We start from the raw sequence: 24,918 nt of genomic DNA, 5'->3' as shown, positions 1-24,918 counted from the left end.
CGCCAGGGTGTCAATGAAGGGACGTGACCTCAGAGGTCTGGCCTGGCGGTGGGCTCGTCCGCTGGATTCGGATATAACCGCCACAGAGGCGCGATGGGGATGAGCAACGAACTGAAGGCTGCGGTTCTCGACGTCGATGGAACGCTCTACCCGGGAGCCCTGGGCGTCGAGCTGCTGCGGGCCCTCATGGCCACGGGCGACTGTCACCGTACCCGGGCCGAGGGGGTCCTCGAGGTCCTCCGCCAGTACAAGCAGGGGGCCATCGATTTCTCCACCATGGCCACTCGCGCCTACACCCTCTACGCCCAGGCCCTCGAGGGCATCCGGTGTGACACCGTCGATGCCCTGGCCCGGAAGGTGTGGGAGGAGGAGCGGCGGAAGCTCTTCGGCTTCGTACGGCCCCTGGCCGCCCTGCTTCGGGAGTCGGGCTACTGGAGCGTGATCATCTCGGGAAGTCCCCAGGAGATGATCCAGTGCGTCGCCGGCGAGCTCGGCATCTCCCAGGCCTGCGGCGCCCTGTTCACTCGCCGCGACGGCCAGTACACGGGGAGCGTGGACCTGTCCTCGGGCGCCCTGGGCGAGAAGAGCCGGATCTTCGACGCGGTGACGCGCGGACAGGATGTGCGCCTGGAGCGGTGCTTCGCCCTGGGTGACTCGATCACCGATTCAGTCCTCTTCGAGCGCCTGGGCCTGCCCCTGGCCTTCGAGCCCGAGCCCGCACTGCGGGTGCTCGCCCAGCAGCGCGGGTGGGCCGTGGCCACCCGGGAGGATGTGCTCGAGCGCACCCGGATGATGCTCGCGGCCCCCGTTCCCGGGTCCTCGCCCCGGGGCTGACCACTTCACCTCTCAGGTATGCCGGGCCCCCTCGCCGTGGGCCTGCCGCCACCCGTCCGCCTTCGTCGTGGCCGAGCACTGACGCTTTGCGTCGCCGGGGCTGGGTGTGTCTGGACCCATATTTTCGCGCGAATTTCGCTCCACGGTTTTTTTCCATCGCGTGGCCGTGAGCCTTTCGCGTCGTAAAGGCTCTCAATCCCTGGGCTTTTCAGGAACCGGATCCAATGTTGTGCCTGACGCTCAATGTAGGAGGTCGTCAGTGAGTAGAAACTGACTCAAGAGGGTTGCTTCATACCCTTTTCTGGCTTATTGAAATTATTCAGTCTGGTTGTTCTTCGACTGTCGCGCTCCCTCTTTCACAGGGTCCCCCCCATGCGCACCTCCCCGTACATGAACGTCCCCGCATTCGAGATGGGCCAGCCGGCACGCATCCCGTCGGAGCCTGGTGCCGTGGTCGCGAGGGAGCAGCTCCGGGAGTACCTGGAGACGCAGGTGGGGGAGGACGGGTGTGTGCGGGGCCAGTGTGAGAGCCGCGTCCTGGAGTCGGTGCTGAGCCTGCACCTGCTGCAGCAGTTGGGCCTGTTTTCGGAGGTGCAAGGGCGGATCGAAGACTACCTGCGGGCCCAGTGCATCGACGAGCGGGAGGATCCCCTGCACGCCGTGCTGCGCCGGCATGCGCTGGGGGAGAGCACGAGCCAGGACGCGGAGGCGGTCAGGGCGTACCTGGCGGGCTTCGACCACTTCACCAACCGGCGCAAGCGGATGATGTTCAGCGTGCTCATGGCGGAGCTGGGGCTGGCGCCGTTCGACTCCGTGCTCACGCCGGAGGACTTCTCGAACAGCGGCGAGGAGAAGTACCAGAGCTGGGTGGGCGTGACGGTGGCCTCGCTGCGCATCCTCCATGCGGTGGGGAGCGGATTCCCCGAGTGGATCCGCGCCGAGGACGTGGAGCTGCTGACGGCCACCCAGAGCACGGAAGGGGCCTGGGAGAAGCACCTGCTGGCCAACATCCTCGCGCTGCTGGCGCTGCGTCACTTCCCGCGGCACCGCGAGCCGCTCCAGCACGGCATCGGCCTGCTGATCTCGGTGCAGAACGCGGATGGTGGCATCCCCTTCATCACGGGGATGGAGATCTTCTGCACGGCCACGGCGGGCCTGGCGCTGGTGGAGGCCGGGAGCCGGAAGTCCCTGCTGTACCGCATGGCGGACTACCTCGTGGGCGAGCAGCAGCCCGATGGGGGCTGGGGCTACGCCGAGGACGTGCACCAGACCGACGTGGATGACACCTCGTATTGCCTGGAGTTCCTCCGGGCCCTGGATCCGATGCGCCATGCCCACGCCATCGAGCGGGCCGAGGCGTACCTGGTGGACATGCAGGGCGCTGACGGCGGCTTCCCGACGTTCGTCGCGGGGAGCAAGTCTGAGGTCGCCATGACGGCGGGTGCGCTCAACGCCCTGGCCCCCAACCGGGAGCAGCACGCCGCGCTGATCGCGCGGGGCATCCGCTACATCATCACCCACCAGAAGGCGGATGGCAGCTTCGAGCGGAGCTGGAGCCTGAGCGAGTCGAACGCCATCTTCCGCGCCCTGCTGGCGATGCGGCTGCTGCCCGAGAGCGCCTCGGGGCTGAGGATGACGATGGAGCTCGCCGAGGAGTACTGCCTGGACTACCTGCGGCGCTCGCAGAACGTGGACGGCGGTTGGGGGCAGCGGGCCGGTGACGTCAGCGATCCCATCAGCACGTCGTACGCGCTGATTGCCCTCAGCCACTTCGACGAGCCCGCCACGCTCGCGCGGGGCGTGAGGTACCTCGTCCGCCAGCAGCAGGCGGACGGGCGGTTCCTGTCCATTCCGGATCAGGCAGGCCCCCGGCCCATCGCGTACAACGTCCCGGTCCTCTCCGAGATCTTCGCCCTGCTGGCGCTCGATCACGTGCTGGCCGCGCGCCCGGCGGTGGCCATGCCTGCCTGGAAGGCCATGGCGCGCCAGTTCCCCACCCTGGGACTGGAGGCTCGCTGAGATCGCTTGCGTGGGATGCCGGAGGATGCAGCATTAGGGCATGACCACACTGCGGGACCGAGTCGAGAACGCTGAACTGCTGGCCAAGGCCGTTCCAGTGGAGGAGGCGGTGAAGCACGTCACCGATGGCAGCACGGTGGCCATCAGCGGCTTCACCAAGTCCGGCGAGCCAAAGACCTTCTTCCCGGCGCTCGCCCGTCACCTCGCCCAGACGGCGCCCGATGCCCGCATCACCCTGCTGAGCGGTGCCTCGCTCTCGGACGATGTCGAGGGCCCCATGGCCCCCTTCATCCGCAAGCGCGGGCCGTACATGTCCTCGGCCATCTCCCGCAAGCTCATCCACTCGGGGGAGATGGATTTCACCGACGTCCATCTGTCCGCCTTCGCGCGCAACCTGATGTACGGGTTCTACGGGGAGATCGACGTCGCCGTCGTCGAGGTATCGCGCATCCGCGAGGACGGCAGTGTCGTCCTCTCATCGTCGGTGGGAATCTCCGCCGAGGCGCTGGCCCGGGCGCGGAAGATCATCCTCGAGGTGAACACCGCGGTGCCGGACTACACGGGCTTCCACGACATCGTCCTGCCCGCCGTGCACCCCAAGGTGGGCTGGCCGCTGCCCCTGCTGAACGTGCGCGACCGCATCGGTACCCCCTACGTCGAGTTCGACCGCAGCAAGGTGGTGGCCGTCGTCGAGTCCGTCACGCCCGACCACCCGGTGCCCTTCAAGGCCGCGAGCGACACGGACCGCCGCATCGCTCAGAACGTCATCGACTTCCTCATGCAGTGCCGCCAGCAGTTCAGTTGGGGCAAGCGCCTGCCCCCCATCCAGTCCGGTGTGGGCAACGTGGCCAACGCCATCATCGGCGAGCTCTACGAATCCCCCTTCCAGAAGATCCGCTTCTGGACCGAGGTCTTCCAGGACGGAATGCTGCGCTACGTGGAGGACGACGCGAAGTTCGAGAACGCGTCGGCCACGGCGGTCTCCTTCTCGGCCGAAGGGCGCCGGCGCTTCCTGGAGCTGTTCGAGCGCTGCCGGGACAAGCTGGTGCTGCGGCCCATGTGGCTGTCCAACAGCCCGGAGATCATCTCGCGGCTGTTCGTCATCGCGATGAACACCCCCATCGAGGTGGACATCTACGGGCACGTGAACTCCACGCACATCGACGGCTCGCGCATCGTCAACGGGCTGGGCGGCTCGGGTGACTTCTTCCGCAACGCCTACCTGAGCATCGTGCACACGCCGTCCACCCGGCCGCTGAAGGACGGGCGTGTCGTGAGCTGCGTGATGCCGTACGTGCGGCACATCGACCACACCGAGCACGACATCAAGTGCGTCGTCACCGAGCACGGCTATGCGCTCAACATGGACATCCGCTCGCCCAAGCGGCGCGCCACGGACATCATCGAGCGGTGCGCGCACCCGCACTTCCGCCCGTTGCTGCACGCCTACCTGGATATGGCGGGCGCCGGAGACGAGCCCCGGCTCATCGACATGAAGTCCCTGGAAGCATGGTGGCGGGACTACGACGAGGCCTGCCGCAACTTCCCCAAGGGAGGCTGAGCACTCACGCTCCGACCTCCTTCGCGCGCTCGCGCACCTCCGCGGCGAACAGCTCGGCCGCGGGCGGGCGGGGCGCGCCCTTGCGCCACAGGAGCGCCGCGAGCTCGGAGCGTGGGGCAGGGGAGAGCCGCTTCACCACCAGGCGCTCGGCGTCGGCCAGCCGGGGCTCGGGGAGCACGGTGACGGCGAGGCCCGCGCGCACGATGGCGAGCACGGTGGCCACCGCGTTCGATTCGAGCGCGATGTTCGGCGTGAAGCGCATGGCATCGAACCAGACGTCCACGCGCGCGCGCACGCGCAACCCGGGCGAGAGCAGCGCGAATGGCTCGTCCTTGAGTTGCCGCAAGGCCACGGACTCCGCTCCCGCCAGGGGGTGCCCCTTGGCCACGAAGAGCGCGAGCTTGCTGTCGAAGACGGGCTCGGCGTCGAGGTCTGGTGAGCGCGCGGGCGCATACCCCAGCCCCACGTCCAGCTTGCCGTCCGAGAGCCGCCGCTCCAACCGCCGCACGACCGCCTCCTCGGCGCTCAGTGCGAGACCCGGGTGTTTGCGCAGCACGGCGGCCAGGGCGGGCACCACGACCCCTCGCATGCTCGGCGGGTAGCCCACGCGCAGCGCTCCCGTGGTCAGTCCCCTTAGCGCGCTCACCGCCACCCGGCCGGCATCCACGTCCTCCAGCGCCCGGGAGGCATAGGTGCGGAACAGCTCCCCTGCCTGTGTCAGCCGCACGCCACTGCGAGCGCGCTCGAAGAGGGGTGAGCCGAGCTCTTCCTCGAGCTGGCGGATCTGCTGCGACAGCGTGGGCTGCGAGACGTGGATGCGCCGCGCGGCACGTCCGAAGTGCAGCGTGTCGGCGACGGCGGAGAAGTAGCGGAGGTGGCGGAGCTCCATTCTCCCATCATAGGCAATGCCTATCGGCTCCATGGGAACAAACGAATGTACGAATCGACGGCCGCGCGTAGATCTTGTCGCGTACCGGAGGAGAGTGAGCCCATGAAGGCATCGGATCTGTTCGTCAAAGCCCTCGAAGCGGAGGGCGTGCGCTGCGTCTTTGGACTTCCCGGCGAGGAGAACCTCGACCTGCTCGAGTCGATGCGCGCCTCGGGTGTGCGCTTCGTCGTCACGCGCCACGAGCAGGCCGCGGGCTTCATGGCCGCCACGTGGGGACGGCTCACCGGAAAGGCGGGCGTGTGCCTCGCGACGCTCGGACCCGGCGCGACCAACCTCGTCACGGCCGCTGCTTACGCCCAGCTCGGCGCCATGCCCATGGTCATGCTCACCGGCCAGAAGCCCATCAAGGCCAGCAAGCAGGGCCACTTCCAGATCGTCGACGTGGTGGGAATGATGCGGCCGCTCACCAAGTCCACCCGGACGCTCGTCTCCGCGGAGCACGTCCCCTCGGCGGTGCGCGAGGCCTTCCGCCGCGCGGAGGAGGAGCGCCCCGGTGCGACCCACCTGGAGCTGCCCGAGGACGTGGCCCGCGAGTCCACGGATGCCGCGCCCCTCGCACCCGCTGTCCTTCGCCGGCCCGTGGCGGATGAGGCCTCCATCGCCCAGGCCGTCGAGGCCATCGCGTCCGCCCGCCGTCCGCTGCTCATGATCGGCGCGGGCGCCAACCGCAAGCTCACCTCGGAGATGCTCCGCGTCTTCGTGGACCGCGCCGGTGTGCCCTTCTTCAGCACCCAGATGGGCAAGGGCGTGGTGGATGAGACGCATCCGCTCTGGATGGGCACGGCCGCGCTCTCCGACGGAGACTTCGTCCACCGGGCCATCGAGGCCTCGGACTGCATCATCAACGTCGGCCATGACGTCATCGAGAAGCCGCCGTTCGTCATGCGCGACCACCGCCGCACGGTGGTCCACCTGAACTTCTCCTCGGCCGAGGTCGACCCCGTGTACTTCCCGCAGGTGCAGGTGACCGGCGATATCGCCAACGCGGTGTGGCGCATCGCGGAGGGGGTCGGCCCCCGGACGCACTGGGACTTCTCCTCCTTCGAGCGCGCTCGTGCGGGGCTCGACGCGCAGCTCGCGGAGGGAGGGCGTGATGAGCGCTTCCCCATCTACCCCGCGAGGCTCGTCGCCGAGGTGCGGCGCGCGATGCCGGATGACGGAATCGTGTGCCTGGACAACGGCATGTACAAGCTCTGGTTCGCCCGCTACTACCGCTGCCGCCGGCCCAACACGCTGCTGCTCGACAACGCGCTCGCCACCATGGGGGCGGGGCTCCCGTCCGCCATCGCCGCGAAGCTGGTCCATCCGCGCCGCAAGGTGATTGCCGTCTGCGGTGACGGTGGGTTCATGATGAACTCGCAGGAACTCGAGACGGCGGTCCGCCTGAAGCTGGACCTGACCGTGGTCGTGGTGCGCGACGATGGCTACGGGATGATCCGCTGGAAGCAGGGCGAGATGGGGCTCCCGGACTTCGGAATGGAGCTGGGCAACCCGGACTTCGTCCGCTACGCGGAGGCGTACGGGGCGAAGGGGCACCGCCCGGCGAGCGCCTCGGAGTTCGGCGCCACGCTCGCCCGCTGCCTGGAATCGGGCGGCGTGCACGTCATCGACCTGCCCATCGACTACTCGGACAACGCCCGCGCGCTCGGAGCCAGTGCCGAGGACCCCGCGGTGCGCTGAGCCACGAACCTGAGAGAGAAAGTGAGGACCCCCATGTTGGCAGAACGCTACCCGTACTACCTGGCCAACCGCCCGCGGCAGCCCAACGCGGAGCTGGCCGTGACCGACAAATACTCGGGCGAGGTCGTGACGCGTGTCGCGCTCGCGGATGCCGCCGCCGTGGAAGAGGCCATCGCCGCCGCCGTGCGCGCGGCCGGGCCGATGCGGCGTCTGGCTCCGTATGCGCGTCAGGAGGTGCTCGAACACTGCGTGCGCCGCTTCCGCGAGCGGGCCGAGGAACTCGCGTTCGCGCTCTGCATCGAGGCGGGCAAGCCCCTGCGCGACGCACGGGGTGAAGTCACCCGGCTGATCGACACGTTCAAGGCCGCGGCCGAGGAGGCCGTGCGCGGCGGGGGAGAGGTGCTGAACCTGGAGGTGTCCAAGCGCGCCGAGGGTTACCGGGGCTTCACCCAGCGCGTCCCCGTGGGCCCGTGCTCGTTCATCACGCCGTTCAACTTCCCGCTCAACCTGGTGGCGCACAAGGTGGCGCCCGCCATCGCCGCCGGCTGCCCGTTCGTGCTCAAGCCGTCGGACCGTACGCCCGTGAGCGCGATGATCATGGCCGAGGTGCTCGCCGAGACGGACCTCCCCGAGGGCGCCTTCTCGGTCCTCCCGACGCGCCTCGAGGACGTGGGGCCCTTCATCGAGGATGACCGGCTCAAGCTGCTGTCGTTCACCGGCTCGGAGAAGGTGGGCTGGGAGCTCAAGGCCCGCGCCGGGCGCAAGAAGGTGGTGCTGGAGCTCGGCGGCAACGCGGCCTGCGTGGTGGACCGCGACCAGGGTGAGCGCCTGGACTTCGTCGCGGACCGCATCGCCCACGGTGCCTTCTTCCAGGCGGGGCAGAGCTGCATCTCGGTGCAGCGCGTGCTCGTGCACGAGGAGCTGTACGGCGCCCTGCGCGAGCGGCTCGTCGCCCGGGCCCGGGCGCTGCGTGCGGGGAACCCCCGGGAGGAGGCCACCACGCTCGGCCCCATGATCGACGAGGCCGCCGCGCGCCGGCTGGAGGGATGGATCCACCGGGCCGTGGAGCGTGGGGCACGCGTGCTGGCCGGGGGAGGGCGGCGGGGCGCGTTGCTCGAGGCCACCGTGCTGGAGGGCGTGCCCGCGGACGAGCCGCTGAATGCGGAGGAGGCCTTCGGACCGGTCGTGCTGCTCCAGCCCTTCGGCTCCTTCGAGGACGCGCTGCGCGAGGTGAACGCAGGGCGCTACGGGCTGCAGGCGGGCGTCTTCACGAACGACCTGTCGCGGGCGATGCGGGCGTGGGACGAGCTGGAGGTGGGAGGCGTCGTCGTGGGCGACGTGCCGAGCTTCCGCGTCGACACGATGCCCTACGGGGGTGTGAAGGGCTCGGGACTGGGGCGCGAGGGCGTGAAGTACGCCATCGAGGACATGACCGAGCTGCGGCTGCTCGTGCTGCGCCAGGGGTGAGGCCCGCGCGCGCTCAGGCGTCGCGGAGCAGGGCCTGGAGATCCTCGGGGATGGGCATGGGGGTGAAGATGCCCACGTTCGCGCCGCCCGTGTTGCCCAGGGGGGCGCGGCCCGACCAGGACCCTGGCCCGGCGAGAAGGATTCGGGGAATCTGACCGAGCAGCTCTCGCGGGTTCCTCGTGCGCCAGGCGAACGCGAACATCGCGAAGTGCACCCGGATGTGCGGTCCGGCATGGGCCTGGCTGAGGATGTGCGCGCGCTCGAGGAACGTCCACGCGGCGGCCGGGTCTCCCCGTGACCCGGCCTCCCTGGACTGTTGCAACTCCTGCTCGAAGTGGTGTCGCAGCTTGGGCGTCATGTCCGGTGGACGTGTACCATACGAGCCCCTCCCTTCCCCGAGGTTCTCGAATGCATCGCTTCACCTGGATCGCGGTCCTATCATTGGGGTTGTTCCTCGCCCTGCCAGGCCCGGCCCGCGCCGATGGTCTCTCCACCATCCCCTACGGGGACAACTGCTGGGGCACCGGCACCGATGCCGACCGCGATGGGCTCAACGACGACTGTGAGCACCAGGTCGCTTTCTGGTTCATGCCCCTCTTCTGGTTCGACAGCGGCGAGAGCGGTTTCGACCGGCGCCCGTACTACGCCGTGAAGAGCACCAGCTTCTCCACCCGCACGCTCCAGGTGTTCTACCTGGACACCTTCTTCGAGGACACCGGTGTCACCACCGGCCACGACGGGGACCCCGAGTTCCAGATCCTCGAGGTCCACTACTCCGGTGGCAGGTGGTACCTGGACTGGGCCTACCTGTCCGCCCATCGCAAGAGCAGCTGTGATTCGTCAGCCTGGTACTCGTATGGACAGCTCGAGTACGACACGGCCATCGACTCGCGCAATGCCTCTCGCGGCTGGCCCACGCTCTACGTCGCTGAAGACAAACACGCCACCTACAACAACCTGAGCACCTGTGACAGTGGTTGCTTCCTCCAGGACTATTGCAGCCGCACCACCTATCAATACCTCGACACCGCCACCTCGAACCGGCTCGTCTCCCGCAACGTGGGCTCCACGACGGTGCAGCTCATCAACTCCGTCACCCTCAACAGCAAGACCGAGCGTCTGCTCGATGATGTGGAGTTCAAGGGCTGGGATGATCAGTGGTACCGGCCCAACTCGCAGGGCTACCGCCGCCACCTGAACGACTTCGGGTTCTAGTCCTCCGTGCCCAACGCCCCCGTGACCCCCGAGCGTCCCGCCGCCAGGGCGCGTGTTCGCGCCGCCGTGGGACTCGCCGCCACGGCGCTGTTGCTCGCGCTCGTCGTCGCGGTGTGGCCCCGGCCCGTCAGCGAGGAGCCACCCCGGCCTCCCGCCGTCCCCGAGCGCCGTCTCTCCGCCCCGGAGGTCCGGCCTCCGGCGACTCCGGCTCCGTCACCACCGCCGCCCCCCGTACCCACTTCCCTGGCGGCCTCGGGCGAGGCGCTCTCCGCGGCCCTCAACGAAGAGCGGGTGTCACTGACGTCCAGTGTGGTGATCGCGGGAATCGACACGGACCGTTCGTGGGTGTGCGCGGGCGAATCGATCCATCTGTCCGCCCGTCTCGGCGGGGAGCCCGAGCCGGGCGCGGTCTACCGGTGGGTCTGGCCGGTTGCTGGAAGTGGCGCCGAGCTTCATCCCGGGCCGGCGCTCCAATGGCAGGCGCCGGAGACGCCGGGCAGGTACCGGGTACGATTCCAGGTCTGCAGGGATCTCGGCGGACGGCGCGTCGGCGTGCTGGCCGAGCGCGAGGTGGAGCTCGACGTGCGCCGGTGCGGTGAGCAGCAGGCCCAGCGCAACGAACCCCTGCGCATCATGGTCTCCCAGCGAGGGCAGGGGAGCTTCTCGTTCGAGGCCCTCCATCAGGGCAGTGCGCGCATCACGGCGTACGCGTGGGACTTCGGAGATGGCACCACCTCCACCACCTCCGAGCCCCGCGTCGAGCACGCCTATTCTCTCGAGGCGATCGGTCCCCAGGAGATCAAGAGCTTCACCGTGCGGCTCCAGGCCCGTCTCGACCGGGGTGGGCCCCTGGAGGCCACGGCGTTCGCGCTCACGCGCGGGCAGCCTCCCTCCGAGCCTCCTCCCGTCGAGCTGCGCGTCTCCCGCTGGCGCCCGCTTCCCGAGGGCGGCTGGCGCAGCGACGTGGTGGTCCGCGTCCCGGAAGGAAAGGCCGTCACCTGGGAGCGGCTCGAGCGCATCTCCCTCCACTGGGATGGCCAGGCGGACACCTCCATGCGGCCCTGGCGCGAGGTGCTCCAGGTGGAGGAGGAGCTCGGCAATGGCGGCTTCCGCGGCTACGTGACGGTGCGCGCCTCCGAGGCCCCGCCCGGGATCAAACAACTCCTCGACCAGTTGTATGGCCATGACGCGCTGGGCCAGGAGGTGGCCGTCTCCTGGAGCCCCTTCAAGCGCGAGCCTTCCCCGGAGGAGCCCCGCACCGTGGAGCCGCCACCCCGGAAGTAGCGGCCCATGGACGTCTGCTATTGAACAGGATTGCGGAAGGTGTGGACAGGAAATGGGGCGTCAGACGTCGGATTAGACTGAAACAGGTAGACTTTTATTATCAAGCAATAGGGGGAATCGATGCGTCTCCGTACCGTATCCTGGATGGCCGTGTCCGCAGTGTCCGTGTCCGTGCTGCTGGGGTGCCCGGCTGCGACTCTGCCCAAGCCGCCCGCGCCACCTGACGATCCGCCTTGCCCTACCGCCTCCGTGGAGTCCATGGCCCGCGACGGGAAGTTCATCGCCGCCGCCCAGCCCGTCCAGGGCGAGTACATCGTCGTCCTCAAGGCCCCTCGCGTGGGGGAGAAGGGGATTGCTCCGGCCGTGATCGCGGAGAGCCTCTCGGCGCGCTACGGAGGCAGCGCCTTCCTCATGTACGAGCACGCGCTGCGCGGGTTCGCCAGCCGGATGACTCCGGAGCAGGCCCGGGCGATGGCCGCGGATGCGTCGGTGGAGTACGTGGAGGAGAACGGGGTGATGCGCGCCATCGGTGAGCGCCAGCCCGAGGCCACCTGGGGCATCGATCGCGTCGATCAGCGCAACCTGCCCCTGGACCAGACCTATCTCTACAGCGCCAGTGGCAAGGGCGTGAACGCCTACATCATCGACACCGGCATCCGCGTCTCGCACGCCGAGTTCGGTGGGCGCGCGCAGGTCGCCTTCGACGCCTTCTCGGATGGGCAGAAGGGCAACGACTGCAACGGCCATGGCACGCACGTGGCCGCCACCGTGGGTGGCCAGGTCTACGGGGTCGCCAAGAACGTCCAGCTCCACGCGGTGCGCGTGCTCAACTGCAACGGCTCCGGCTCGACCGCCGGGGTGATCGCCGGCGTGGACTGGGTGACCAACAACCGGCTGCTCCCCGCCGTGGCCAACATGAGCCTGGGCGGTGGCAAGAGCGATGCGCTCGACGAGGCCGTGGCCAAGGCCATCTCCTCGGGGATCACCTTCGTCGTCGCGGCGGGCAACGAGAACCAGGATGCCTGCTCGCGCTCTCCAGCCCGCAGCCCCAACGCCGTCACCGTGGGCGCCACCACGGATGCCGACAAGCGCGCCAATTTCTCCAACTGGGGCGCCTGCGTGGACGTCTTCGCTCCGGGCGACAAGATCACCTCGGCGTGGATCTCCGATGACTCCGCCACCCGCGCCATCAGCGGGACGTCCATGGCCTCGCCGCACGTCGCGGGGCTCGCCGCGCTCTTCCTGGAGCGCAACCCCGTCGCCGTTCCCGCCGCCGTCACCTCCGCGCTCATCTCCAACTCTACGCCTGGCAAGGTGGCCGAGGCGGGCAGGTGCTCGCCCAACCGGCTGATGTTCTCCGGCTTCCTCGGCGACCCCACGATGCGCAACGGCACGGCCCAGGACGCGAAGTAGGGCGCCCCGTGACAGGGAGCCGGTGACGGCCTGCCGGGCTCCCTGGAGCCGTGGAATGGGAAGGCTCCTGGTGCCGGCTCGAAGCCGCCGCACCGGGGCCTTCAGGGGGCCTGGGTGGGGGTCTGGCTCTGGGGCTGGGTGGGCTTCATGGCCGCGCGGACCTTCTCGCGCAGGGCCTGATTGCGCTCCCGGAACTGCTGCTTCTGCTCCTCGGTGAACTGGCCCCCGCTGGCCTGGAGCTGCGCCTGGGTGTCATCGCGGAGCTTCCGGGCCTCGGCGAGGAACCCGTCCGCCTGCTCGCGCGTGAGACGGCCGCGCTCGACGGCGCGGTTGATCCGGTGCTCCATGCGCTCGAGCTTGTGGCGCATCCTCGCCTCCCTGTTCTTGTGCTTGTGCTTGCCATGGTGCGCCTCGTTGCCGGTGGGAGCGGCGGTGGGAGCGGCGGGCTGCTGGGCGAGCACGGGCGCGGCGAACAACAGCGAGGCAACGGCGGCGGACAGGGCGAGCTTCAGACGCATGGCGGAGACTCCTTCGGGTGACGCGCCGGGACGGCTTCCCGGCGTCATCTGCTCGTCAAAACCCTGGAGCCCGCGGAAGGTTAAATCCCCGGCTCAGGCGCGCTTGCGCCGCGCCGTGGGCTCGAAGGGCGCGGCGTCGATGCGCACGCCCACATACGAGGGGAAGCGCGGCACGCCGTCGTTGGAGAGCTCCTGGTAGCGGAAGGTGATGATGGTGCCCACCGGCGGCGGGTTCTCCCGCTCCTGGTCCGAGAGGCCGGTGCCCACGGAGAAGAGGGTGCCGTCGCGCAGCTCCACCTCCAGTGCTCCCAGCCGGCCCTTGTGCCTGCCCGCACCCGCCGTGTGCCCCACCACGCGGGCCTCGTCGTCCTTGAAGCTCTTCACCTTCAGCAGCGTGTGCGAGCGGCCCGCCTCGTAGCGCGAGCCCGGCTTGCGCAGCATCAGTCCCTCGCCGCCCAGGCCCTCCACGCGCGCCAGTTCCTCGCGCAGGTGCGTCACGCCCTTGCAGGTCTGGTGCTCCAGCCACTCGGCGTAGGGGGGCGCCACGTCCTCCACGTACCGCTGGCAGTACGCGAGCCGCTCCTCGAAGGGCGCCTCCAGCCTCGGCGCGTCGAAGATGACGAAGGCCACTTCCTTCCAGTCATCGCTCCGGTCCTGCCGCCGCACGATGCTCACCGTGCGCTGGAACTTCTTGCGGCCACCGAACAGCTCGCCGTCGAGCGGATGATCGGGCAGCTTCGCGGTGAACCAGTCGGGTGCGAAGAACGGGTTGCCCTGACGCGAGAAGAACTGCTTGCCGTCCCAGTAGGCCCGCACGCCGTCGAGCTTCTCGCTCATCCACCAGCCCGTGAGGTCGACGTCGTTCTCCCACGAGTGGGCCAGCAGCAGCGCGGGAGCGGTGGCGTCGTCGGACTCCGCGCCCGCGACGGTGTTCGCGCCGGACTTCGGGCGGACGTTGCGCGCCGCCGGCCGGGCCGGAGCGCTGGCGTCCGAGCCGCCCACCCGGGCATCCTCCGCCGCATCCCCCCGGACCTTGCGCAGGTGCTTGCACGTCCGCCGCTCGATGGCGATGGACTGGTTGCGCCACGCCGGGCACGAGCACGAGTACACACCACCGGTGTTCTTCAGGATGTACGGCTTGGAGCCAGAGCCCTGTACCTCGACCTGGGCGCCGTCCGCGATGTCCGCCACGAGTCCCTCCCTTGATGCGCCGCGGTTGGCTGGCGGCGACGAGGGGAATCGTATCCGGTAGGTCTGACGGGTGCGGAGGACCTCTCAGGGCGGTTCGGCGGGATGACTTCCGAGGGAAGGATGGGGGCTCAACCCTCCCGGGCCGGCACCTCGTAGAGGTAGATGGGCGTGCGGTACAGGTCGTCGACGACGAGCGTGCGCAGGGGTTTCCACCCGCGGAGCGCGAAGGTGTGACTGAGGATGCGGGTGCCGGGCGCGAGCTCCTGGGACAGCTTGGGCGCCAGGCGGCTCATGGCGCCGGGGTACAGGTAGCAGACGACAGCCGAGGCCTCCACGAAGGAGGCGCGGAAGAAGTCCTCGCGCACGAGCTGGAGGTTGGGGCGCGGGGCGAGGCGCTGGCGCAGGCGCGAGAAGGCGTAGGGGAGGGGAGACAGCTCGAAGGCCACGATGCGGGCACGAGGGCAGTGGTCCGCCAGCGCGAAGGCCAACGAGCCCCAGCCGGAGCCGAGCTCCAGCAGCGTGCCCTCAAGCTCCGCGGAGAGCAGGGAGAGCAGCTGGCGGCGCACCTTCCCGGAGGAGGGCATGGGAGAGATGCCCGTCTTCAACGTGTGGAAGACGATGGACAGCATCCCCGCCAGGAGCAGGGCCAACAGGAGCAGGAAGAGGAGGGCGCCGGCCGTGCTCACGCCGCGCATGCTACGCGCCCTGGAGCGGGCCTGGCGGAGTTTCGTGGGCGCCTGGCGGTAGCCCCTAGCCCGCGGCCCTGATGTGCTTCTGGTATTCGGTGCCGTCGGGGGCCAGGGATGTCCACTCGCGGTAGACGGCGAGGTTCTCCGCGCGCGCTTGTTCCGCGGCGTCTGGCGTACGGACTTGCCAGCGACGGGTCTCGGCATTGCCCCCGGCGAACAGCGGGAGCAGCGACATGACCGGCGAGGGCGGAACACCCAGTGCATCGGCGACCTCGTCGCCCTGGAAGAGCCGGGTCAGTGCGTTGAGCAGCTCCCGCGCCACGGGCCGCGTGAAGGGAGAGCCCGGCACCGCGCAAAGCTCATCCACGTTGGCGTCCAGCAGCGCCATGGTCAAGATACGCGTGTTCTCGTCCAGCGGCGTGGTGGTGGAGTCGACCAGCTCGAGCAGCGCCTCGGCCTCGTCGTGGTTGTGCAAGGGGAGGAAGAAGCCCTCGTCCAGGCCCAACAGATGGCCGACGTACCACCAGTGCCGGTAGAGGGACTCCTGCTGCTCCTCGGTGATGGCGAGCCCCACCTGCGCCAGGGCACGGAAGGGCACGATGGTGAAGTCCAGCCAGGTGCGAGCGACGTCGGTCTGGTTGATGGGGACACCCCATCGCTCGTGCTCCCAGCCACGCTTGAGCGCGGTGGCGCGCATCCGGGCGTGCAGCAACCGGACCTGGACGGTCTGGACATAGCCGGGCGCACCGCGCACCAGTCCTCCGGGCAGAATGCTCTGGATGCGCCAGATGCCGGTCTCCAGCAGCCTCCTCCGCGCCATGGTGGAGAGCTGGCCGGTCTGCACCAGCAGCCGGGCGATGGCCGGTGAGCTGTAGGTATGCACCAGCGAGCCGGCGGAGAAGGCGAGGTTGCTCCAGAGCGGAGGAATGGACTGGGACACGACGTCGCCCTGGACCAGCGCCTCGCGGTCGACCCACTCGGGTACGGTCTCGAGCTGGCGCAGCAGCGCGGCGATGGCCGGTGGAGGGTCCTTCAGGCTGTCCAACCCATCCGTGAGGCCCGCATTGAGCAGCTGCCTCCCGGCCTGGCCCAGCGAGTCCAACTCGGCGATGACCGCGTCCGCCAATGGATCGCCCACGGCGAGCATGCGAGCCATGAAGTCCGCCTTTTCACCATGACGGGCTCGCGCCGCCTCGAAGTTGACCAACCTGCCAGAAAACCCAACGTCCAGGTCCCTCGCACTCATGAAGCTCTCCATTCCTGTCCACGAGCGGCGACCGGGCGCTCCGATGCCATCGGGACCTCTCCAGCCGGGTGCACTGCTGACAGAACGACCGGCCTTGACCCCTGGACGATCGTCCAGTTCATCTAATGTGGGAACTGGACGATCGTCAAGTGCCTGACTGGACGATCGTCCAGTCCCTGAGTCATGCGGAGGTCCAGGACGGAGGTGTGGGATTGGGGTGTAATGAGGAGGAATGACGACCCCTGCCATGGAACGAACGCGTGAGCGCATGATCCGCACCGCGATCGAGCTGTTCTCGGAACACGGCTATGAAGGCACGTCCATCCAGATGATCGCCACGGCCATGGAATTGTCGAAGGCGGCCGTGTCCTACCACTTCCGAACGAAGGAGGATCTCCTGGCGGCCGTGGCGGAGCCGGCGTTCACGGACCTGCGACAGTTCTTGGACGAGACGGAGGCCGAGCCCCGGAAGGCGGTGCGACGACGCCTGGCGCTCAGAGGCTACGTGTCGCTGCTGGTCAAGCACCGTGGGCTCCTGGCCCTGCTGGAGCAGGATCCGATCGCGGCGGCCAGCCCCGTCATCAGCGAGAAGATGACGCTCTTCGCCGAGCGCATCAGGCATCTTTTCGAGAGTGATGCCCCCGGCAACGCGGAGTGGGTGTTCCTCGCGGTCACGCTCGGCGGGCTGCGCAATGCGGCGGCATGGTTCCCCCATCTCTCCGACGAGGAACTGAACCAACACCTGCTGGCGACCGCCGAGCGAATCGTCGGGCGCACCGCGTCGCGGACGAGCCCATAGCGTCCTCCAGGCAGGAGCGACCTGACGCAACGTCAGGGTCCAGAAGTGCTCCTCCGCCCGGGCATGTACTGCGCCGGGGTCGTGCCCAGGAATCGCTTGAACATGGCGATGAACGCACTCACGCTTTCATAGCCCAGGGTGAAGGCCACGTTCCCAACGGGCTCTCCCTCCGATAGCAGTTCCAGGGCGCGCGCCAGCTTCGCCTGCTGCCGCCAGTGCACGAAGGTCATGCCCGTCTCCTCCTTGAAGTGGCGCGTCAGGGACCGCTCGCTGATGCCCGCCCATGAGGCCAGGGCTCCCATGCTTCTCGCATCGGCCGGATCCGCGAGGAGTGCCCGGGCAATCGTGGCGAGCCGCCGCTCTCGCGGCATGGGCAGGCGCAGCGCCAACTCCTCTTCCGCTCCCTGGAGCTCGTCGATGGCGGCCTCCGCCAGGCGGGCCTGGGGTGGGCTGAGCGGCGCACCGGGCTCCCAGTCCGTGGCGCGCTCGACGATGGCCTCCAGTACCCGGGACATCCGCACGACACGGGCTTCCCCGGGCAGCCGTTCACAGGCTCGGGCCGAGACGTAGACGCTCCAGCCATTCGTGGGGCCGTACCACTGCGCCGAGTGCCATGTGCCGGGAGGAATCCATCCGGCCATTCCCGGCGGCATGAGCCAATTGCCGCGTGAGGTATGGATGACGAGCAGCCCGTTCTCGATGGAGAACAGCTGCCCCCTCGCATGCCGGTGCCGGGCGAGCTCGGGCTCCTGGCCCGAGTGGATGGGAATGGCGATGAGGGCCGGTTCGTCCGGACGCTCGATGGCGGCGATGAGGTGTGCACTCGGCTTCGGCATGTCTGGCGGAAGATCGGTATTCTTTGGCTGGATGACGTTACCACGCCAGACATGCCGGGCCCTATGGTGATGCATGAACAATCATTGCCATGGAGCTCAGCATGAAGGATGTCATCGAGGCCGCCGTCGTGGGCGGTGGACCGGCCGGGTTGATGCTTGCCTGTGAATTGGCCCTGGCGGGCATTGCCGTGACGGTATTCGAGCGCAGGGATGAACCGGTCCAGCAATCGCGTGCATTGACGCTCCATCCACGCTCGCTCGAGGTCCTGGCGCTGCGCGGATGGGAGGGGCCCTTCCTGGAGCGCGGCAGGCCCCTGCCGACCGGTCACTTCGGCATGCTCGACACGCGGCTCGACTTCTCGGCGCTCGACACGACCTTCAAGTACACGCTGTTCATCTCCCAGGTCGTCACCGAGACGCTGCTCAAGGAGCGCGCCCGTTCGCTCGGGGTGGACATCCGGCGCGGATTCGAGGTGCGGGAGTTGCGGCAGGATGACGAAGGCGTGGACCTCGCCGGATTGGCCTCGGGGCAGGCCTTTCGCTGCCGCGCGCGTTATGTGGTGGGCGCGGATGGGGCGCGCAGCATCGTCCGGCAACTCGCGGGGATTGGCTTCGTGGGAACGGACACCTCGGTCACCGCCATGCTGGGCGACGTGGTCCTCGCCGAGCCGCCCTCGACGCCTGCCTTCTCCACCATCAACACCCGGGGCGGCCTCATGATCGTCCCGCTCGGCCCCGGCATCCACCGGGTCATCCTCTTCGACCCCGAACGCATGCAGGTGCCGGTCAAGGAGAGCGTTACTCTCGATGAACTGAGGCGGAGCGTCACGAGGATTTGTGGCACGGACCTCGGGATCAGGGACCCCCAGTGGTTGTCTCGCTTTGGCAACGAGACGCGAATCGCCGAAACCTACAAGGCGGGCCGCGTGCTGCTCGCAGGCGATGCCGCGCACATCCATTTCCCCGCTGGAGGGCAGGGCCTCAATGTCGGTTTGCAGGACGCCATGAATCTTGGTTGGAAGCTCGCCGGAGTGCTGCGAGATCGGGCTCCGCTGTCGCTGCTGGAGAGCTACCACCGGGAGCGCTACCCGGTGGGTCATTCGCTCACGCGCAACACGGAGGCGCAGACCGCCCTCATGGGCTGCTCACCGTCCGTACTGGCCTTGCGCGACCTGCTGTCGGGCTTCTTGAAGGACCCGGCCCTGAATCGCTCCCTGGCGGAGCGTCTGGGGGCCATGGACGTGGTCTATCCGGACCTGGAGATGCCCGCTCCCCGGTTCGAGGGCGAGCTCGTGACGGCCTTGACCGGCAAGAGGCTCCCCGACCTGGAATTGAAGCTGCTCGATGGATCCGTGAGGAGGCTCTACTCCTTCATGCACGAGGGAAAGTGGCTGTTGCTGCGGCTCCGGGGCGGCCATGGACCCGACGTTCCGCGGGGCTGGACGAACGTCGTCCAGGCCCGTCCAGACGATGACCGCGAGGAGCTCCGTGGGCTGAGCGGACTGCTGATCCGCCCGGATGGGCACGTGGGTTGGGCCTGGGCCTGAAAAGCGCTTCAGTTCAGGGGCTCATCCGCTCGCGGAACTTCTGGGACTGGCGGCGGGACATTTCCACCTCCCGGCCTCCCTGCAGACGGAGCACCAGCCTCCCCCCCGGCCCCAGTTCCACCGCCTCCACCTTGCTCAGATTGACGAGGTGCTGGCGGCTCGCCCGGAAGAAGTGCTCCGGGTCCAGGTGCTCCTCCAGGTAGTTCAGCGAACGCGCGAGCAGCGGCTGCTTTCCGGGCAGGTGCAGCCGGGCGTAGTTGCCCTCGCTCTCGAAGAGGGGCACGTCCGCCAGTTCCACGAACCAGCAGTGCTCCCCGTCCCGGACGAACACCCGCTCCAGGTGCTTGCGCGGCGCGGGCGCGGGTGGCCCGGACTCCGGTGGCAGCCGCTCGAGCGCCCGCGCCAGCCTCGCCGGATCGATGGGCTTGAGCAGGTAGTCGAGCGCGTTCACCTCGAAGGCCCGCACCGCGTGCTGATCATACGCGGTGGTGAAGATGACACGTGGGACGTGCTCCAGTCTCCCGAGCAGGTCGAAGCCACTGCCTCCCGGCATTTCGATGTCCAGGAAGAGCAGGTCCGGGGTGAGCGCCTCCACCTGCCGCGCCGCCTCGTCGGCGTTGGCGGCCTCGCCCACCACCTGGAGCCCGGGGAACGGCGCGAGCAGCCGCTTCAGCTCCGCGCGGGCCAACCGCTCGTCATCCACGATGAGCGCTTTCATGAGGGCCACGGTATCTGGACGCGCGCGGCCGCGCGATCCGGCAGGGAGAGGTCCAGTTCGAGCTTCGCGCGCTCGCCGAAGAGCAGGCGCAACCGCTCGGAGGCATTGGCCAGGCCCACGCGGCTCCCGTCGTGCCGGCCATCATCGCGCGCCGGACGGGGATTGCCCACTTCCAGGAGCAGCAGCCCGTCGCGCCGGCGAGCCACGATGGACAGCTCGCCGCCTTCCATCAGCCGCGCGATGCCGTGCTTGATTCCGTTCTCCACCAGCAGCTGCACCAGCATGGGAGGAATCGGCGCGGGCAGGCACGCGGGCTCCACCTCCAGGCGCACCCGCAGCCGCTCCTCCAGGCGCAGCGACTCCAGCGCCAGGTAGTCGCGCACCACCTGCAGCTCCCGCTCGAGGTTCACCGTCCGGCCCTCGGCAGACAGCGCGTAGCGCAACAGGTTGGCGAGCTGGGTCACGGCCTGCTGGGCCCGGCTGGGGTCCTCCGGGATGAGGGCGCGTAGCACGTTGAGCGAGTTGAAGAGGAAGTGAGGGTTGAGCTGGGCCTCGAGGTGGCGCAGTTGCGCCGCGTGCGCGGCTGTCTCCAGGCGCAGCGACTCCAGCTCGGCGCGGCGGGTGCGCTGGACGAGGTGGACGCCGAAGTAGAGCAGCTGCCAGCCCAGGAAGATCACGCTCCAGTTGAACGTGTAGATGAACCACACACCGGGCGCGGCGAGGGGGGCGTCCGGCCGGAGGAGGTAGTTGCCCAGCATCCCCGTCACATTCATCACGACGCTCAGCAGGAGGCTCGCGGCCACCATGCGCGGCGCCAGCGCGGCGGGGCCGAGCCGCTTCCATCCGTGGGCCACCCGCTGGCGCAGCAGGTGGGTGAGCCCCATCCCCATCGCGCTGAAGCCCACCGAGAGCCCCGCGGCCGCCCCCGGCGCCCTGGAGAGCGAGCTGAAGGCCAGCGTGTTCAACAGGGCGTACAGCGACCAGCCCAGGCCCTGGCAGATCCAGTAGGTGTGCGAGGCGCGCGGGGGCGGCATGGCGGTTTCTCTCTCAGAGGAAGGAATCCATCTGCTTCATCAGCCAGCTCGGATCATCCCACATGATGAAGTGCCGGGCCCGGTCCGCCAGGGTGATGCGCGCGCCGGAGAGCCCCGCGTACTGCGAGTGGAAGGCCTGCTCGACGCTCGCCCGGGTCGCGCCAGGAGTCCCCGCCCAGCTCCCCATCACCAGCGCCGGGGCCTGGATGCGGCCCAGCGCCGGACGGAGATCCGTGGTCATCATCTCGTAGAACGCCTGGCCGAGCGTCCGCCCCTCGGACTTCATCACCCAGTCCAGCGCGATCTCCACCTTGTCCTTGTCGGAGATGAGCGTGGGCAGGACGCGGCGCTCGTAGGCGCGGCGCTGATCCAACGGCTGGCTCACCAGGAGGTTGCGGAATCCGAGGGCCATTTCGCTCATGGAGCTGGGAGTCGCGGAGGGATCGTTGGCGGCAGGGAGGAAGGGCAGGCTGTCCACCACGACGAGCTGGCCCACGGCCTCGGGGTGCTCGGCCGCGAGCGACAGGGCGATGACCCCGCCCATGCTGTGGCCCACCACCACCGGCTTGTCGAGGTGGTGCGCCGCCACGTAGGCGGCGAGCTGCTCACGCACCAGGGGCATCACCGCGCCCTCCTCGCTCGCCGGGGCGCCCGCGAAGCCGGCCAGTGTGAGGATGTGGCACTCGAAGCGGTCCTGGTAGTGGGCGACGACCCCGTCCCAGACCTCTCCCGACGAGCCGAAGCCCGGGATGAGGATCATCGGCCGGCCATGGCCGCGCACGTCCACGCGGAAGGCGGTGGGCGAGCCCGGCTCGGCGCGGACGGCCTGGCCACCGGCGGTGCAGCCAATGCCGGCGAGCAGCAGGAAAGCGGAAAGGATGAGCTGACGCATGGAGTTCTCCCTCTGGGGCCGTGAGGTGGCCCGGCGAGGAAGAAGGTACGGGCGGCGCGCCTTGGGGCGTCCGAATCGTGATGAGCGGGCGCTGGGGCGGATGAGCGGCAGCGCACCCGGGTGGATGGCACGAGCGGCGGGATGGGCGGTCCGGTGCGCCCCCCAAGCGAATGAGGGGGGCGCGCGATCCAAGCAATCGGAACAAAGTCCGTTCAGGGGTGAGTGAGTCCGCCTTCCGGGCGCGCTCTTCACGAACTTGTCCAACTGTTGGACAAGTCTGGCGAGACCGTGCCCGGAGGGGACCCTTTTGCTTTCGAGCTGAGGACAGACCCCTGAACGGACTTACTTCGGCTGGCCTAGAGGATTTCTACGTACCCTTCCGTGCCATGGACGCGAATCCGCTGCCCATCCTTTATCAGCCTGGTGGCATTTTCCACGCCGACAACCGCCGGTAAGCCATATTCGCGTGCGATGACTGCTCCATGGGTCATCAGCCCGCCGACTTCGGTGACCAGACCTTTTATGGATACGAACAACGGTGTCCAGCTCGGGTCGGTGAAGGCGGTGACCAGGATATCTCCCTCTTCCAGCACGGCGTCTTCCACGTTCAGGACGACACGCGCGCGTCCCTCCACAACGCCGGCGGAAACGGGGAGACCGACAATCGCTCCGGCCGGGAGATTCTCTCGTTTGTATGCACCTGCGATGATCTCGCCATCGGACGTGATGACGCGCGGCGGCGTCAGTTTTTCATGCAGCGCGTGCTCGTCTTTCCGTTTGCTGATGAGCTGGTCGTCCAGTTCGTGTGTGCGCACGACGTCGCGAAGCTCTTCGAAGGTGAGATAGTATATATCTTCCTTTTCTCGAATGACGTTGGCTCGCACGAGCCGTTCGGCGTCTTTCAGCAAGGCCTGCTTGTAGACGAAGTAGCGACTGACGATCCCGTATTTGGGATATTCACGGTAGCCGATGAAATTCCGGACCAGGCTGATCATTTGCTTCGTCCGTTCGGCTTTCTGGTCGCCATCCGGCAGTTGATTCAATCGTTCCAGCAGCTCTTGCTCCTTTTTCAGAGCCGCCTGTCGCCCTTGCTCGAATTTCTGGCTGCCGGCACCGGGCGCGAATTTTTTGATGTTCCCGAGAATCATGGGGACGAGCGTCGTTGGTTTTTCGCGCCAACGAGGTCTCGTGATATCGATTTCTCCGGCACACCGCACTCCATACTTATCGAGATAGGCATGGATGGCGTTCCGGGCTTCCTGGCCACCCTCGAGCTTGACCAGTTCATCCAGGAAATCATCATCTTTTACGTGCTGGATGTATTCGACTACTTCCGGATGAGGGCGAATCACGTCCGCGACATCCAAGAGCGCCAGCCCCATTTCCGAAGTAATATTGTTTGGTGCCGATTGAGAAAGTGTGTCCGCTACGCCTTTTTCGCCCAGCCACTTCTCGATGTTTTCATTGAGCCATGCTGAAGCACCCATGGCCGTCATGAATACGGCCGTACTCCGGGGATCAAATAGAATCTTCTTCAGCTCCTGAACATCTTCTTGGATGAAATCAAGCAGTTCGGAGCCGGATTTCGTTTGGATGTTTCGTTTCAACGCATCTACCGATGCTTGATTGTGCTCAATCAGATCGGAAGCGATTTTTGGGTCGTTTTCGATTTGCGGATGGAACTCCGGAGACGGCGCACCTTTGTTGTTCTTGCTGGAGCCCTGTTCTTTCTTGTCATCTGGCGGCGATTTGATGAAATCGCGTCGCTCGATGATGGTCATGATTGCATCTTTTATGAGTGGGTCGTGCTTCCCCATGCCATCCAGCAACATTTCCCTGCTGGCGGGTGACGCCAGAGCGCTGGTGACATCCACGAACAACCTCCCGCCCGCTTTGTACATGGGCCGGAGAGCCGTTAGCTGGAACAATGAAATCCCCAATGGCTTCAGGGGATCGGTCATCATTTGTTGATGGCCGACGGACACGTAGACGTGATTGTCTCGATCGTTCGCTTCCGGGATGGGGAATAGAGTGGTGATTGGCCGGCTCTGAACCAGATAGAATTCATCGCCAACCAGGCACCATTCGATGTCCTGGGGGCTGCCGAAGTGTTCTTCGACCTTTCGGCCCATGCGCACGAGCCGCAAGATCTGCTCATCCGTCAGCGCCTGCCTGTTCTGCCGCTCAGGCTCGATCGCCAGTTCTTTCGTGCCGCCATCGTTCGAGGCATGAATGGCCAGCTTCTTGGTGGAGACCTTCTTGTCGATGATCTCGCCGTCACGCACTTTGTAGATATCGGCATTGACCAGGCCGGAGACGAGGGCCTCGCCGAGTCCGAAGCCGGCATCGATGGATGACACCTTCCGATTGCCCGTGACGGGATCGGCTGTGAACAGGATCCCCGCCGCCTGCGGGAAGACCATCTTCTGCACAACCACGGACAGGTGGACTTTGCGATGGTCGAAGCCGTTCTGAAGGCGGTAGGTGACGGCCCGGTCGGTGAACAGCGATGCCCAGCACTTGCTGATGTGCGCGAGGATGGCCTTCTTCCCGATGATGTTCAAATACGTATCTTGCTGGCCCGCGAAGGAGGCCGTCGGTAGATCCTCCGCGGTTGCGCTGGATCGAATGGCGTAGGCATTTTCTTCTCCCAATCTGGAGAGAAGGCGCGTGATGTCTTCGAGGATATCCTCAGGGATGGCCACCCCTTCGATGGCGCCGCGGATTTCACCGCTCAGTCTGCCGATCTTGTCCCGGTCTTCCGCCTTCAGAAGAGACAACTGATCAAGTAGACCGCCGAGCGACGGTATTTCCCCGATGATTCGTTTGAAGGCGTCGGTGGAGATGCAAAAGCCATCCGGCACGCGGATTCCTTCGATCTTGGAGAGTTCTCCCAGGTTCGCGCCTTTACCTCCGGCAACCATGCGTTTTGTTTTGTCCAGGTCCTGAAAACCAAGCACATATGAATCCATATGTCCGCGCCTCCAATTCCCGAGAAATCCTGTTTCGGCGGCCGATCATGAGGG

The 24,918-nt window shown here is 67.5% G+C and carries 21 protein-coding genes; 10 read left to right on the top strand and 11 right to left on the bottom strand.

The features are described 5' to 3' along the window. The first annotated feature begins 99 nt into the window (after window positions 1-99). The 3 genes from BO221_RS31175 to BO221_RS31165 all read left to right on the top strand — a co-directional run bounded on the left by BO221_RS31175 (window position 100) and on the right by BO221_RS31165 (window position 4,414). Window positions 100-834, top strand: coding sequence for an HAD family phosphatase (locus BO221_RS31175; protein WP_158079942.1), 735 nt, complete (start codon window positions 100-102; stop codon window positions 832-834). Between the two features lie 372 nt (window positions 835-1,206). Then, complete coding sequence (locus BO221_RS31170; RefSeq protein WP_073564489.1) at window positions 1,207-2,853, top strand: prenyltransferase/squalene oxidase repeat-containing protein; 1,647 nt, start codon at window positions 1,207-1,209, stop codon at window positions 2,851-2,853. Between the two features lie 40 nt (window positions 2,854-2,893). Continuing rightward, complete coding sequence (locus BO221_RS31165; protein ID WP_073564488.1) at window positions 2,894-4,414, top strand: acetyl-CoA hydrolase/transferase C-terminal domain-containing protein; 1,521 nt, start codon at window positions 2,894-2,896, stop codon at window positions 4,412-4,414. A gap of 4 nt (window positions 4,415-4,418) precedes the next feature. On the opposite strand, the gene BO221_RS31160 is transcribed toward BO221_RS31165, so the two are convergent. Continuing rightward, window positions 4,419-5,303 (bottom strand): LysR substrate-binding domain-containing protein, encoded by an 885-nt coding sequence (locus BO221_RS31160; protein WP_073564487.1) that lies wholly within the window; start codon window positions 5,301-5,303, stop codon window positions 4,419-4,421. A gap of 102 nt (window positions 5,304-5,405) precedes the next feature. Here BO221_RS31160 and BO221_RS31155 point away from each other — a divergent pair, with 102 nt between their 5' ends. Further along, entirely contained in the window at window positions 5,406-7,043 is a 1,638-nt protein-coding gene (locus BO221_RS31155; protein WP_073564486.1) for an acetolactate synthase large subunit, read from the top strand. 33 nt (window positions 7,044-7,076) lie between these two features. Beyond that, entirely contained in the window at window positions 7,077-8,510 is a 1,434-nt protein-coding gene (locus BO221_RS31150; protein WP_073564485.1) for an aldehyde dehydrogenase family protein, read from the top strand. Window positions 8,511-8,523: 13 nt separating this feature from the next. Here the strand turns inward: BO221_RS31150 and BO221_RS31145 are convergent, their stop codons facing one another. Continuing rightward, complete coding sequence (locus BO221_RS31145; RefSeq protein ID WP_073564484.1) at window positions 8,524-8,868, bottom strand: DUF3703 domain-containing protein; 345 nt, start codon at window positions 8,866-8,868, stop codon at window positions 8,524-8,526. A gap of 50 nt (window positions 8,869-8,918) precedes the next feature. On the opposite strand from BO221_RS31145, the gene BO221_RS31140 reads away from it, so the two are divergent. From BO221_RS31140 to BO221_RS31130, 3 genes are all read left to right on the top strand, one after another. Next, window positions 8,919-9,725 (top strand): hypothetical protein, encoded by an 807-nt coding sequence (locus BO221_RS31140; protein WP_073564483.1) that lies wholly within the window; start codon window positions 8,919-8,921, stop codon window positions 9,723-9,725. A 6-nt stretch (window positions 9,726-9,731) separates the two neighbouring features. After that, window positions 9,732-11,009, top strand: a complete 1,278-nt coding sequence (locus BO221_RS31135) for a PKD domain-containing protein (RefSeq protein WP_233166326.1) — start codon at window positions 9,732-9,734, stop codon at window positions 11,007-11,009. 120 nt (window positions 11,010-11,129) lie between these two features. After that, complete coding sequence (locus tag BO221_RS31130) at window positions 11,130-12,422, top strand: S8 family peptidase (protein WP_233166325.1); 1,293 nt, start codon at window positions 11,130-11,132, stop codon at window positions 12,420-12,422. Between the two features lie 101 nt (window positions 12,423-12,523). On the opposite strand, the gene BO221_RS31125 is transcribed toward BO221_RS31130, so the two are convergent. The 4 genes from BO221_RS31125 to BO221_RS31110 form a co-directional block, all read right to left on the bottom strand. Beyond that, window positions 12,524-12,940, bottom strand: a complete 417-nt coding sequence (locus tag BO221_RS31125) for a hypothetical protein (protein WP_073564482.1) — start codon at window positions 12,938-12,940, stop codon at window positions 12,524-12,526. A 93-nt stretch (window positions 12,941-13,033) separates the two neighbouring features. Next, complete coding sequence (locus BO221_RS31120; RefSeq protein ID WP_073564481.1) at window positions 13,034-14,131, bottom strand: DNA ligase; 1,098 nt, start codon at window positions 14,129-14,131, stop codon at window positions 13,034-13,036. A 128-nt stretch (window positions 14,132-14,259) separates the two neighbouring features. Next, window positions 14,260-14,817 (bottom strand): trans-aconitate 2-methyltransferase, encoded by a 558-nt coding sequence (locus BO221_RS31115; protein ID WP_233166324.1) that lies wholly within the window; start codon window positions 14,815-14,817, stop codon window positions 14,260-14,262. Between the two features lie 64 nt (window positions 14,818-14,881). Beyond that, on the bottom strand, window positions 14,882-16,066 hold the full coding sequence (locus BO221_RS31110; RefSeq protein WP_073564774.1) for an oxygenase MpaB family protein: 1,185 nt from the start codon (window positions 16,064-16,066) through the stop codon (window positions 14,882-14,884). Window positions 16,067-16,313: 247 nt separating this feature from the next. Between BO221_RS31110 and BO221_RS31105 the strand changes: the two genes are divergently transcribed. Then, window positions 16,314-16,865, top strand: coding sequence for a TetR/AcrR family transcriptional regulator (locus tag BO221_RS31105; RefSeq protein ID WP_158079941.1), 552 nt, complete (start codon window positions 16,314-16,316; stop codon window positions 16,863-16,865). Window positions 16,866-16,897: 32 nt separating this feature from the next. Here BO221_RS31105 and BO221_RS31100 read toward each other — a convergent pair whose 3' ends face one another. After that, the gene (locus tag BO221_RS31100) at window positions 16,898-17,701 is read right to left on the bottom strand and encodes a helix-turn-helix domain-containing protein (protein WP_073564479.1); all 804 of its coding nucleotides are present in this window, start codon (window positions 17,699-17,701) and stop codon (window positions 16,898-16,900) included. Between the two features lie 101 nt (window positions 17,702-17,802). On the opposite strand from BO221_RS31100, the gene BO221_RS31095 reads away from it, so the two are divergent. Beyond that, window positions 17,803-19,248, top strand: coding sequence for an FAD-dependent monooxygenase (locus BO221_RS31095; RefSeq protein ID WP_073564773.1), 1,446 nt, complete (start codon window positions 17,803-17,805; stop codon window positions 19,246-19,248). 13 nt (window positions 19,249-19,261) lie between these two features. Here BO221_RS31095 and BO221_RS31090 read toward each other — a convergent pair whose 3' ends face one another. The 4 genes from BO221_RS31090 to ppsA all read right to left on the bottom strand — a co-directional run bounded on the left by BO221_RS31090 (window position 19,262) and on the right by ppsA (window position 24,864). Then, window positions 19,262-19,966, bottom strand: a complete 705-nt coding sequence (locus BO221_RS31090) for a LytTR family DNA-binding domain-containing protein (protein WP_073564772.1) — start codon at window positions 19,964-19,966, stop codon at window positions 19,262-19,264. Next, the gene (locus tag BO221_RS31085; protein ID WP_073564478.1) at window positions 19,963-21,000 is read right to left on the bottom strand and encodes a sensor histidine kinase; all 1,038 of its coding nucleotides are present in this window, start codon (window positions 20,998-21,000) and stop codon (window positions 19,963-19,965) included. Before BO221_RS31085 ends, BO221_RS31090 begins: the two co-directional genes overlap by 4 nt. A gap of 13 nt (window positions 21,001-21,013) precedes the next feature. Continuing rightward, a complete protein-coding gene (locus BO221_RS31080; RefSeq protein ID WP_073564477.1) occupies window positions 21,014-21,892 on the bottom strand; it encodes an alpha/beta fold hydrolase in 879 nt (292 codons plus the stop codon). Between the two features lie 356 nt (window positions 21,893-22,248). After that, entirely contained in the window at window positions 22,249-24,864 is a 2,616-nt protein-coding gene (gene ppsA / locus BO221_RS31075) for a phosphoenolpyruvate synthase (protein ID WP_073564476.1), read from the bottom strand. Between the last annotated feature and the right edge of the window lie 54 nt (window positions 24,865-24,918).

The organism is Archangium sp. Cb G35 (genome assembly GCF_001896145.1).
In the GTDB taxonomy this organism is placed as follows: Bacteria; Myxococcota; Myxococcia; order Myxococcales; family Myxococcaceae; genus Archangium; species Archangium violaceum.
This window is presented reverse-complemented; position numbering and strand designations above follow the sequence as displayed.